10 protein-coding genes are annotated in these 11,627 nt (G+C 65.7%); 4 read left to right on the forward strand and 6 right to left on the reverse strand.

All coding sequences use genetic code 11. The features are described 5' to 3' along the window. Positions 1-147 precede the first annotated feature (147 nt). The 3 genes from ppa to O6W96_RS12040 form a co-directional block, all read right to left on the reverse strand. Positions 148-726, reverse strand: coding sequence for an inorganic diphosphatase (gene ppa / locus O6W96_RS12030; RefSeq protein ID WP_353469763.1), 579 nt, complete (start codon positions 724-726; stop codon positions 148-150). A 74-nt stretch (positions 727-800) separates the two neighbouring features. Further along, positions 801-2,714, reverse strand: a complete 1,914-nt coding sequence (locus O6W96_RS12035; RefSeq protein ID WP_353469764.1) for a M61 family metallopeptidase — start codon at positions 2,712-2,714, stop codon at positions 801-803. Between the two features lie 82 nt (positions 2,715-2,796). Beyond that, positions 2,797-3,447 (reverse strand): DUF1345 domain-containing protein, encoded by a 651-nt coding sequence (locus tag O6W96_RS12040; RefSeq protein WP_353469765.1) that lies wholly within the window; start codon positions 3,445-3,447, stop codon positions 2,797-2,799. 49 nt (positions 3,448-3,496) lie between these two features. On the opposite strand from O6W96_RS12040, the gene hisS reads away from it, so the two are divergent. The 4 genes from hisS (at position 3,497) to O6W96_RS12060 (ending at position 8,311) form a co-directional block, all read left to right on the forward strand. Beyond that, positions 3,497-4,747 carry a histidine--tRNA ligase gene (hisS, locus tag O6W96_RS12045; RefSeq protein WP_353469766.1) on the forward strand — a complete coding sequence of 417 codons (1,251 nt, stop codon included), beginning with the start codon at positions 3,497-3,499 and terminating at the stop codon, positions 4,745-4,747. Beyond that, positions 4,744-5,817: a peptide chain release factor 1 gene (gene prfA, locus O6W96_RS12050; RefSeq protein ID WP_056053173.1), complete on the forward strand. Its 1,074-nt coding sequence runs from the start codon at positions 4,744-4,746 to the stop codon at positions 5,815-5,817. Before hisS ends, prfA begins: the two co-directional genes overlap by 4 nt. 117 nt (positions 5,818-5,934) lie before the next feature. After that, positions 5,935-6,801 carry a peptide chain release factor N(5)-glutamine methyltransferase gene (gene prmC, locus O6W96_RS12055; protein WP_353469767.1) on the forward strand — a complete coding sequence of 289 codons (867 nt, stop codon included), beginning with the start codon at positions 5,935-5,937 and terminating at the stop codon, positions 6,799-6,801. A 256-nt stretch (positions 6,802-7,057) separates the two neighbouring features. After that, a complete protein-coding gene (locus O6W96_RS12060) occupies positions 7,058-8,311 on the forward strand; it encodes a DUF4167 domain-containing protein (protein WP_353469768.1) in 1,254 nt (417 codons plus the stop codon). 174 nt (positions 8,312-8,485) lie between these two features. Here the strand turns inward: O6W96_RS12060 and O6W96_RS12065 are convergent, their stop codons facing one another. The 3 genes from O6W96_RS12065 to O6W96_RS12075 are packed head-to-tail and all read right to left on the reverse strand — an operon-like array spanning position 8,486 to position 11,623. After that, a complete protein-coding gene (locus O6W96_RS12065) occupies positions 8,486-9,244 on the reverse strand; it encodes a sulfite exporter TauE/SafE family protein (protein ID WP_353469769.1) in 759 nt (252 codons plus the stop codon). Continuing rightward, complete coding sequence (rlmN, locus tag O6W96_RS12070) at positions 9,237-10,445, reverse strand: 23S rRNA (adenine(2503)-C(2))-methyltransferase RlmN (RefSeq protein ID WP_353469770.1); 1,209 nt, start codon at positions 10,443-10,445, stop codon at positions 9,237-9,239. The genes O6W96_RS12065 and rlmN overlap by 8 nt, the downstream gene beginning before the upstream one ends. A gap of 56 nt (positions 10,446-10,501) precedes the next feature. Further along, on the reverse strand, positions 10,502-11,623 hold the full coding sequence (locus O6W96_RS12075; RefSeq protein WP_353469771.1) for a glycosyltransferase: 1,122 nt from the start codon (positions 11,621-11,623) through the stop codon (positions 10,502-10,504). Positions 11,624-11,627: the final 4 nt, after the last annotated feature.

Below are 11,627 nucleotides of genomic sequence, written 5' to 3' on the forward strand. Positions count from 1 at the left end.
AGTGCCTCCCCGGCGCAGGCCGGGGCCCAATTGGGGCCAGAGGTAACGACGGATAGTCGTCCGTTACCTCGACCTTTCTATTTGGACCTGGGCCTGCGCCGGGGGGATTTGGAACGCATCCGGGGCAATAAACTGACTGACGTCAGATCAACGACCTGCGGTGTCGTCCGCGTCCATCGGCTCTTCGCCCTTGGCCTTCTCGGCGTTGTAGCGCTCGATCGCTTCGATCGTGACGCGCTTGGCTTCGTCGGCATCGCCCCACTTGCCTACGCGGACCCACTTCGTCTTCTCGAGGTCCTTGTAGTGCGTGAAGAAGTGCTCGATCTGCTCGAATACGATCTCGGGCATGTCGCCGCGCTCGCCGATGTTCGCATAGTACGGGAACACCGCGTCGACCGGCACGCAGACGAGCTTCTCGTCGCCGCCGGCTTCGTCCTCCAGGTTCAGCACCGCGATCGGCCGCGCACGGACGACGCAGCCGGGGATGAACGGCGAGCGCGCGATCACCAGCGCATCCAGCGGATCGCCGTCCGGGCTCAGCGTATGCGGCACGAAGCCATAGTTCGCGGGATAGCGCATCGGCGTGTGCAGGATGCGATCGACGAACAGCGCGCCACTGGCCTTGTCGAACTCGTACTTCACGGGCTCGCCGCCGGTCGGCACTTCGATGATGACGTTCAGGTCTTCGGGCGGGTTCTTGCCGGTCGGGATGAGATCGATACGCATGGCGGTCCTTTCGAATATGACGGTGCCGGCGCTCCTCGTGTGGGAAGCGGCCGGCACCGATAGATTTCAAAGGCTCAACGCGGCATCAGCAGCTTGTCGAGCCCGCCGTCACCTGTACCCACCTTCTGCAGGCGCGGATAGCGCGGCCCGTCATGGTAATCGAGCGTGATATCCCGGAATCGGTCATTGTTTTTAACCGTCAAACGAATCGGCAGCTTCGTCCCCTGCGCCGCCAGGATCGCCGCCTTCATCCGATCGGACGAATAGGCCTCGGCGTTGACCGCCTCGATCTCGGTGCCGACGTCGAGGCCCGCCTTGAACGCCGGGCTGTCCCAGATCGACGAGGTGACGACGCCCTCCTTGTTGATCACCATCCCGAGCGAATAGCTGACATCGGTGCCGCGGGTCTTCTCGGCCTGCTTCAGGTACGGGCTCTGCTCGGGGCCGTAGACCAGCTTGTAGCCGTTCATCGCGAAGCCGTTGATCGGGGCGGGCTTGCCGGTCTCGGTCAGCCGCGTGTTGAGGAAGGTCGCCCAGTCATAGGGGACGATCCCGTTCAGCGTCTGCGCGACGTCTGCGAAGGTGTAGGTCAGCTCGCCGTAATCTCCGTCGCGGACGCCGAAGAACGCCTTGGCGAAATCGTCGATCGACTTGGTCCCGCCGGACTTCTGGCGGAGCATCGCGTCGACCTCCATCCAGACCATCAGGCCCTCGTTGTAGTAATCCTCCGAGCGCTGCCAGCTGGTCCAGCCCTTGGGCTTGCGTGCGGAGATCACCGGATCGTTGGTCGTATCGATCAGGTTGCGCCACTGACGGCCCGGCGCGGTATCGTAATTGCCGAGGATCGACGCATAGCCGTCGAGCGTGTCCTGCTTGCTGACGAGGCCCGAGCGCGCCTGGAGCACATAGCCCCAGAACTGCGTCTGGCCCTCATAGACCCATAGCAGCGAATCGCGCATCGGCGTGCGGAAATCCGGCGTCCACAGGTCGGCGCCGCGCCGGAACTTGCCGTCCCAGCTGTGTGTGTATTCGTGCGGCAGGAGGTTGCGCGCGGCGGCGCCGGTTTCCCACTCGGTGAAATAGCCGGGACGGACGCCGTTCTCGGAACTGCGATGATGCTCCAGGCCGATGCCGCCGAGCTGGTCGGTGATCGACAGCAGGAACTCGTAATGATCGTAGTGCTGCGCGCCGAAGGTCTTTACCGCCTGGTCGACGAGCCGCTTGTGCGCGTCGATCTGCTCGGGCTTGGCGGCCAGCTGGTCGGGGCTGTCGGCGAACACGTTCAGGTCGACGCGGGGGGAGAGCGGCCAGACCTTGCCGTACTTGCCCGCGAGCGTCGGCGAATCGACCAGGATCTCGTAGTTGGTCGTGTCGTAGCTGTAGGTCGAGCCCGACACCTTGGCCGGCACCGCACCCGCGGCGGTCCAGCCGGTTGGGTAGGTGACGGTCATCTTGATCGGGATCTGGCGCGTGAAATAGCCCGCCGGGTAGAGGCTGACGAGGTTCGGCTGGAGGCTGATCATCGTCGGCGTCATGACGATGCGGCCCTGGTCGCCCTTGGTCGCGGAGATGAACTGGAACTCGGCGACCAGCGTCTTGGCGCCGGTCGGCACGTCGATGTGGAACGCGAAGACGTCCACCGGATCGCGTGTCCAGGGGACGATCTTGCCGTTCGCGCGGATCACGAGACCGGCGAGCTTCTCGATCTCGCCGCGTGGGGAATGCGCGCCGGGCAGCCACTTCGGATACAGCAACGCCATCGGGCCCGACTTGGCGACCGGGATCGTCTGCTTCACGCGAAAGATGCCACGCTCGGTATCGGTCGCATCGACGTCGAGCAGCAGCGTGCCGGGGTAGGGCGTGTCGACCGCGTCGGGAATGGTGTCGACGAACGGCACCGGCTGGGGTGCGGTGTTGCCTGCTGGAACCTGCGCTACCGCAGGAATAGCGGACGCGAGCAGGGATGCGACGATAAGCTTGCGGATCAAGGAAGGGCCTTCCGGCTGAGAGACGATGACCTGAGGTGTAATCGCGATAAAGGGCAGTCGTCCAGTCCTTTACCGGGACTCCTCAACCACTCCCGAGCACGTTGATCGTGAACGCTAGCACGCCGATGTTGAACACGAACGCCGCCATGCACTGGCCTAGCGCGGCTTTGCGCACCCGCCGTGACGTGATCTGCACGTCTGAGGTCTGGAACGTCATCCCCAGCGTGAACGCGAAATAGGCGAAGTCCCAGTAATCGGGCTCGTCACAACTTGGGAAGTCGAGCCCTTTGGCGTCCTTCCCATCCCGATCGTCGACATAATAGAGATGCGCATAGTGTAGCGTGTAGATCATGTTCGAGAACAGCCATGCGAGCGCCAGCGTCGAGATCGTCAGCGCGATCCCGACCGCGTCGTTCTTGCCCTGCAATTCCTTGGCGACCGCGACCAGGATGACCAGCATGATCGTCCCGCTGAACCCGAGCAGCACGGCGCGGTTGGCGTCGTTCTCTTCCGCCGCGCGGCGCATCCGTGCCGCGGTGGCGTTGCGGAACAAGGTCGAGACCGCGATCAGGAACACGACCGCCGCGACGTCGAACGCGGCCATCGTCCCCCGCCCGAGCCCGAACCGCGGGATCAGTGCGGCCAGCCCGATCGCGAAGACCAGCACGAACAGGATGAAGCGCGGCGGGGCGACGCGTTGGCCGAGGCCCCAATATCTGGGTTTGTCGTTCATGCCACAGCGCTAGCGCTTCGCGGGCACGTCGCCTAGATACGCGCGCATCATGGCCAAGACAGAAACTCCACGCCGCATCCGTGGCACCCAGGACATTTTCGGCGACGAGCAGCGCCGGTTCGCACACGTCCTCGCCACGTTCGAGCGCGTGCGGGCGCTGTATTGCTTCCAGCGCGTCGATATTCCGGTGTTCGAATCCACAGCGGTGTTCGCGCGCTCGCTCGGCGAGACGACCGATGTCGTGTCGAAGGAAATGTACACGTTCGAGGATCGCGGCGGGGACTCGCTGACGCTCCGCCCGGAGTTCACTGCCGGCATAGCGCGCGCGTACCTGACCGAAGGCTGGCAGCAGTTCGCACCGCTGAAGCTCACCACCAGCGGCCCGGTGTTCCGCTACGAGCGCCCGCAAAAGGGCCGGTTCCGCCAGTTCCACCAGATCGACGCCGAGGTGATCGGTGCGGCCGAGCCGGCGGCGGACGTCGAGCTGCTTGTGCTCGCGGACCAGTTGCTGCGCGAACTCGGCATTTCCGAGGGCGTGACGTTGCAGCTCAACACGCTGGGCGACGCCGCGACGCGCGACGCCTGGCGCGAGGCGCTGGTCGCGCATTTCGAAGCGCATCGCGGCGAACTGTCCGAGGACAGCCTGACGCGGCTCGAGAAGAACCCGATGCGGATCCTCGACTCGAAGGACCCGCGCGATCGCCCGATCGCCGACAGCGCGCCGGATATCGACGCGTATCTGACCCCCGAGGCACGCGCGTTCTTCGAAGCGGTGACCGCCGGGCTCGATGCGGCGGGTGTCGCGTGGGAGCGCAACGCGCGCCTGGTCCGCGGCCTCGATTACTACCGCCACACCGCGTTCGAGTTCGTGACCGACCGGCTGGGTGCGCAAGGCACCGTGCTGGCCGGCGGCCGGTATGACGGACTGATCGGCTCGCTCGGCGGGCCGGAGACGGCTGGTGTTGGTTGGGCTGCCGGTGTCGAGCGGCTGGCTATGTTAATTGAGGAGCCACCGATAGATCGGCCGAATATAATAATTGTAGCTGAAGCCGAAGCTTACGGAACTATAGCGGTTGGCGCGCTAGCTGCGTTGCGGCGGGAAGCCTTTTGCGCGGAGGCGATAGTTACCGGGAGTGAGCGAAAGCGTTTCGATCGAGCAATAAAATTGAAGCCCAATTATATCGTTTCGTTAAAGTTTCTTAATGGTGGACTTGCGCTTTCGGAATGGGGCGACATGACGAACGATATTCGCGAAAAAGTGAAAAGGATTGTTTGGGATCAGGCGAATAAGCCCGCATGACCCAGATCTCCCCCGACCGCATCCGCGCGATCGAGGCGCGGCGTGACGAGCTGCAAGCGCTGATGTCGACCGGCGATCTCCCGTCGGACCGCTTCGTCGCGGTATCGAAGGAATATGCCGAGCTCGAACCCGTGGCCCAAGCCGCCACCGAAGTGCGCCGGTTGCGTCAGGAGGCGGAGAGCCTCGCGTTCATGGCGGAGGATGCCGACGACGAACTGCGCGCGATGGCGTCGGACGAGTTGCACGAGAACCGCACGCTGCTGGAAACCGCGGACCGCAAGCTCGCGCTCGCGTTGTTGCCGCGCGATTCCGCCGACGAGCGCTCGGCGATGCTCGAGGTCCGCGCCGGCACCGGTGGCGACGAGGCGGCGCTGTTCGCGGGCGACCTGTTCCGGATGTACCAGCGCTATGCCGAATCGCAGGGCTGGCGGGTCGAGATGATCTCCGGTTCGTCGTCGGACGCGGGCGGCTTCAAGGAAGTCGTCGCCAGCGTCACCGGGCAGGGCGTGTTCGCCAAACTCAAGTTCGAGAGCGGCGTGCACCGCGTCCAGCGCGTGCCGACCACCGAGGCGGGCGGCCGGATCCACACCTCGGCGGCGACCGTCGCGGTGTTGCCCGAGGCGGAGGAGGTCGACGTCAAGATCGACGACAAGGACCTGCGTATCGACGTCTATCGCTCGTCGGGCCCCGGCGGGCAGTCGGTCAACACGACGGACTCCGCGGTGCGGATCGTCCACATCCCGACCGGGCTGACCGTGATCCAGCAGGACGAGAAGTCGCAGCACAAGAACAAGGCCAAGGCTTTGCGCGTGCTCAGGACGCGGCTGTACGAGGCGGAACGCGACCGGCTGCATGCCGAGCGGGCAGGCGCACGGAAGTCGATGGTCGGCTCGGGCGATCGGTCGGAACGGATCCGGACGTACAATTTCCCGCAGGGCCGCGTCACCGATCACCGCATTAACCTGACGCTCCACCGCCTGCCGGAGATCGTCGCGGGCGAGATGGACGAACTGATCGGCGCGCTGGTGGCGCAGGACGAAGCGGACCGTTTGGCGCAATTGGATGGCTGAGCCCTCCTACTTCCCCCCCTCCCGCAAGCGGGAGGGGGCCGGGGGGTGGGCTCGCGGCCAGTTCCAGACGCGCGTTGCGTTCGGGTCTTCAGACTTATCGCAGCCGGTGCGTCCGCGGTGAGCGCGTGCCCACCCCCCAACCCCCTCCCGCAAGCGGGCGGGGGGGTAAGTGCAGCGATCGCCACTGCCGCCGCACAGTTCGCGTTCTCCGCTACACCGCGCCTCGACGCGGAACTGCTGATGGCGCACGCGCTCGGCGTCGAACGTAACGCGGTCCTCCTCGACCCGGACCGCTACGTCGTCCCCGAGACCTTCCCCGCACTCGTCGAACGCCGTCTCAACCACGAACCCGTCGCCTACCTCACAGGCACGCGCGGCTTCTGGTCGATCGACCTCGCCGTAGGGCCCGGCGCACTCGTCCCCCGCGCCGACAGCGAAACCCTCCTGATCGCCGCCCAAGCGCATTTCGCCGGTCGCGCCCCCGCAACAATACTCGACCTCGGCACCGGCCCCGGCACATTGCTCCTCGCCGCGCTCGACGAATGGCCCGCGCAAGGCCTAGGCGTAGACTATTCCTCCCAAGCGCTCGCCTACGCCCGCGCCAACGCCGCAACCCTCGGCATGGCCGACCGCGCGCACTTCATCCGCGGAAGCTGGGCCAGCGCGATCGTCGGCCAGTTCGACCTGATCCTCGCCAACCCGCCCTACATCGCCACCGACGAGCAGCTCCCGCCCGAAGTCCAGAACCACGAACCCCACGCCGCGCTCTTCGCCGGCGCAGACGGGCTCGACGACTACCGCATCCTCGCTGAACAGCTCCCCGCACTGATCGCCCCCGGTGGCGCGGCGGTGATCGAGATCGGCTCGACGCAGGCTCTCCCCGTCACCGCGCTGCTCGAAGCGCAGGGTCTGCACGTCGCGCTCCACCACGACTATGGCGGCAACACGCGCGCGTTAGTGGCAACCCACGCCCCCGCAACTTGAACAATATGGCGCTAAACCTCACATTTCGCTTGTAGTAGGTCCCTTGCGGACGCTATCACGCGGGCAGGGGCACGCACTCTCGACGATTGGTCGGTTTAGAGCGATGACCCGCATCCTTCGCTTTGAGGTCGCTGCAGTCCGGCGGCCCTGGCAAGTTCGACGCACCGATCTCGTCTAGATCGTCGGTGCGCGACGGGGGTTTGCACCGCATTTCGGAGCACGACCAGATTTTGGTTCGACGACTGAGGACACAAGCTTGATCAACAACCGGCAAGCCGGCCGCCGTCGCGGTCGTGGCAACAATAATAATGGCGGCGGCGGTAGTGGTGGCGGTCAACGCCAAGGCGGCGGCGGCGGCCAGGGTGGTCGCGATACCGGCAACCGCATCGACAGCCGCGCGCGCGGCAACGCGAGCCAGCTGTACGAGAAGTACAAGAACCTCGCGCGCGACGCGCAGCAGCAGGGCGACCGCGTCAACATCGAATATTACCTCCAGTTCGCGGACCATTATTTCCGCGTCCTGAGCGAGACGCGCGCGCGCTTCGAAGAGAGCCAGCCGCAGGCGCAGCAGCAGCCGCGTCGCCAGCAGCCGTTCGATCTCGACGGCGACGACGATTACGGCGACGAGGGCGAACCGATCCGCTCCGGCGAGCAGCAGGGTACACCCGAGCAGGCTCGAGGCGAGCAGAATGGTGGCCAGCAGAGTGGCCAGTACCAGAACGCGCCTCGTCAGAATCGTGAGGGCCAGAACCGCGAGGACCGCCCTCAGCGTGACGATCGTCCGCAGCGCGAAGAGCGTCCGCGATACGAGAACAACCGCTACGAAGGCCAGCGCAATGAAGGCCAGCGTAACGACGCGCAGCCGCGTAACGAAGGCCAGCGCGAGGACCGCGTCCGTGGCGACAACCCGCGCAACCAGCGCAACACCCCGCGTGATGCCCAGCCGCGCGACGATCGCAGCGGCGAAGAGCAGGGCCAGGCGCGCGAAGCGCAGGCGCGTGAGACCCAGCAGCGCGAGACGCAGCCCCGCGAGAACGGGCGCGACGAGCAGGTCCGCGAGCCCCGCAGCGACTACCGCGACACGCCGCAGCGCGAGACGGTCCGCCGCACGCCCCGCGTGAGCGCACCGGTCGCCAATGCCAACCAGGATTCGGAAGCCGACGCGGTCCGTTCGGTAACCGAATCCACCGAGCAGGCGGTTCAGCCGACCGAAGCCGTCGAGACGACGATGCCCGTCGCCGCGACCGAGGAGCAGCCCCGCCGTCGCGGTCGCCCGCGCCGCGATCGCAGCCTCGACGCACCCGTTGCGCAAGATCAGGGCGGACAGGACGAGCATGCACCAACCGCGTTCGACGCGGATCGCCTGCCGCCGTCGCTGGGCATCTCGGCTACCGTTGCACTCGTGCCGACGCCGGCAGTCGAAGCAACGCCTGTCGCCGACGCTACGGTTGAGGAAAAGCCCCGCCGCCGCCGTGTGCGCGCGGTGCCCGACGAGGTTCAGGCAAGCTGATCCGCCATGTCCCGGGTCCATTCCGGAGTTAGGTGATCAAAGGCCGGTACTGCTTCGCGCGGTACCGGCCTTTTCGTTGAATGACAGGTACCCGACGTCAGTCGCACCGGGACCACCAAAGCGCCCCAGACGAACGGGATTACCCGCGATCCGCCCCGCTTCGCGCGAAGGCGTTCAGGAATAAGCGCGGTAGAAGAAGACGATGGTCGTTGTCGCGGTCACCAGCAGCGTCCAGGCGCGGATCACGCCGTCGGGTAGCTTGCGCCCGAACCTTGCGCCGAAATAGCCGCCGACCACGCCGCCCGCCATCATCGGCAGGCAGAGCGTCCATGCCACCATACCCGTCGTTGCGAACACGATCGTCGCCGCGGCATTGGCCGTCGCCAGCATCAGCGTGCGGGGCGCGGCGAGCTTGGCAGGCGAGGCGCCGGCCAACAGTCCCCAAGCAGCGGTCAGCATCATCCCGACGCCGCCCCCGAAATAGCCGCCGTAGATCCCCAGCAAAGTCTGCGCGGCGATCAGCGAGCGCGATCCGATCGCAAGGCGCGCATGCAGCCAGGTCGAGGCGGGCTTGCCGAACGCGATCGCGAGCGTCGCCATCAGCAATAGCCACGGTACAATCACGTCGAATGCGGTCGCCGGGGTAAAGAACAACAGCAGGCTTCCGACGAGACCACCAACGAACGTGATCCCCGCCAGCGTCCGGATACCGACGCCGCCGACAGGCCCCAGATCGGCGCGATACGCCCATGCGCTCGCCATCGCCGCGGGCTGCACCGCGACGTTGCTGGTCGCGTTGGCGATCGGCGAGGGCAGGCCGAGCGCGATCAGCGACGGCATCGTCGCGAAGCTGCCGCCGCCCGCCAGCGCGTTCATCGCGCCGCCCAGCATTCCCGCCCCCGCCGCCAATCCCAGCGAACCGAGATCAGACAAAGGCGGAATCAGCCTCGGCAGCGGCCTCGCGATCGATCTGCGCGCGACTCTTCTTCTCCGACGCGGTCTTCAACTGGCCGCACGCCGCATCGATATCGCGCCCGCGCGGCGTCCGCACCGGCGCCGAGATCCCCGCGCCGAACACGATGCTGGAGAACGACTTGATCCGCTCGGGCGTCGAACACTCGTATTCCGCACCCGGCCAAGGGTTGAACGGAATGAGATTCACCTTCGCGGGCAGCTCATACTTCCGCAGCAACCGCACGAGTTCGCGCGCGTCATCGTCGGAGTCGTTCTTGTCCTTCAGCATCACATATTCGAACGTGATGCGCCGCGCGTTGTTCGTGCCCGGATAGTCCGCGCATGCCTGGAGCAGCTCTTCGATGCCGTACTTCCGGTTGAGCGGGACGATCTCGTCGCGCACTTCCTTGGTAACCGCGTGCAACGACACCGCGAGGTTCACGCCGATCTCGGCCCCCGCGCGTGCCATCATCGGCACCACGCCCGACGTCGACAATGTGATCCGGCGGCGGCTGAGCGCGAGGCCAGCGCCGTCCATCACCAGCTTCAACGCATCGCGGACGTTCTCGAAATTATACAGCGGCTCGCCCATCCCCATCATCACGATGTTGGTGAGCATGCGGCCCTCGGGCTGGCTCGGCCATTCGCCCAACGAGTCACGCGCGAGCATCACTTGGCCGACGATCTCGGCGGGCGTCAAATTGCGCACCAGCCGCATCGTGCCGGTGTGGCAGAAGGTGCAGTTGAGCGTGCAGCCGACTTGGCTCGACACGCACAACGTACCGCGATCGGCGTCGGGGATGAACACCATCTCGTAATCCTGCGCGTCGTCGGAGCGCAGCAGCCACTTCCGCGTGCCGTCGGTCGACACCTGCGCCTCGACCACGTTGGGCCGGCTGATCACGAAGCGCTGCTCGAGCCAGGGGTGCATCGTCTTCGAGATATCGGTCATCGCCGAGAACTCGGTCGCGCCCCGATTGTAGATCCAGTGCCACAGCTGCTTGGCACGCAGCTTGGCCTGCTTCTCCTCGAGCTGCGACGTTTCCAGCGCCATCCGCAAATCGGCGAGCGATAGCCCGAGCAGGTCGATCCGCCCATCGCTGCGCGGCACGAAGCTGCGGGGAACGGGCACGGGGTCGATGTGCCCGGGGATGGGCATGAGGTTCGCGGCGGTCTGCATGCGCGGCCTCTAGCCGAATTTCGCCGATTTTTCTAGCCCGCTAGGCCCGGGCTCCGTCAGCGCGTACCCAGCAGATCGCGATAGGTGGCGTCGACCGCCTCGACCATCGTCTCGCTCGTGTATTTGTCGATAAATCGTGCATGACCCCGCTCCCCCCATTCCGGCAAGTCTGCAGGATCGAGCGTTTCGAGGAGGTGGCGCAGGGCGCCCACGTTGTTCGAAGGAAACGTCAGGCCGAAGCGTCCGGCATCCAGCGTATCGTTCAAGCCCCCGGCATCGGACGCGATCACGGCTCGGCGCACACGCATCGCCTCGATCGCGACAAGGCCGAAGCCTTCCCAGCGCGACGGAACGATGATGGCATCTGCCGCCATCATCTCGGACACCACGCCATTGCGATCACGCCAGCCGACATACTCGACGAATTCGGGCGTGATCTGGCCAATCTGCGGCGCCACGACGGGTTGACCAACGACGCGCAAGGCATAACGATCGCCGAGCTCCGCAATCGCTTCGAGCAGCAGGTCGAGACCCTTTTGTCGGTCGAACCTGCCCACGAACAGCAGCTTGATCCGATCGTCGTCCCAACGGGCCGGAGGTACCGGGGGGGGCGCTTTGCTGATCGCATTGTTGATCACCACGAGCTTTTCGTCGGGCAAACCCACACCACGTGCAACGTCGCCTTCATGCGGCGAGATCAAAATGATCCGGTCGGCCTTCCGCGCGAGATAGCGTTCCACCGCGATGATAACCCGCTTGGCAAACGGCGACACCTGCATGCTGAACGCCCAGCCGTGCGGGCAGAAGATCAGCCGCGGACGCTTACCGAATCGCAGGATGCGCGTGATCACGCCAGCGCCGAACGAATGCGCGTGGACGATTTCCGGCTGTATCTGGCGGCGTACGCGGCGATAGCTGGAGAACAGCTTCGCCATGCCGAGCAGTCGGTTCGGTCGATCGAAATATTCGAACCGGATACCGCTGTCGAGCAGCCGCGGCTCGATATGATCGCGGTGCTGTTCGGGCATCAACAGCGTCAGCGCGTTCGGCCCGTAGCGCTCGGCCTGCGGCGTCAGCAACTCGGCGAGAAAACTTCCCGTGCCGCCGATGATGCTGTCGCACACGTGCAGTACGCGGGGTGGGCTACCCTCGGCGCGCGTTTGCCTCGCTACCGCCATGCGA

It is taken from the genome of Sphingomonas faeni, assembly GCF_040407495.1.
Lineage (GTDB): Bacteria > Pseudomonadota > Alphaproteobacteria > Sphingomonadales > Sphingomonadaceae > Sphingomonas > Sphingomonas faeni_D.

What these genes read in the sequence shown, in the direction of transcription:
- prfA (WP_056053173.1), top strand. Translation starts at nt 4,744, where the DNA reads ATGACCCAGATCTCCCCCGACCGCATCCGCGCGATCGAGGCGCGGCGT.
- O6W96_RS12040 (WP_353469765.1), bottom strand. Translation starts at nt 3,447, where the DNA reads ATGAACGACAAACCCAGATATTGGGGCCTCGGCCAACGCGTCGCCCCG.
- hisS (WP_353469766.1), top strand. Translation starts at nt 3,497, where the DNA reads ATGGCCAAGACAGAAACTCCACGCCGCATCCGTGGCACCCAGGACATT.
- rlmN (WP_353469770.1), bottom strand. Translation starts at nt 10,445, where the DNA reads ATGCAGACCGCCGCGAACCTCATGCCCATCCCCGGGCACATCGACCCC.
- O6W96_RS12075 (WP_353469771.1), bottom strand. Translation starts at nt 11,623, where the DNA reads ATGGCGGTAGCGAGGCAAACGCGCGCCGAGGGTAGCCCACCCCGCGTA.
- ppa (WP_353469763.1), bottom strand. Translation starts at nt 726, where the DNA reads ATGCGTATCGATCTCATCCCGACCGGCAAGAACCCGCCCGAAGACCTG.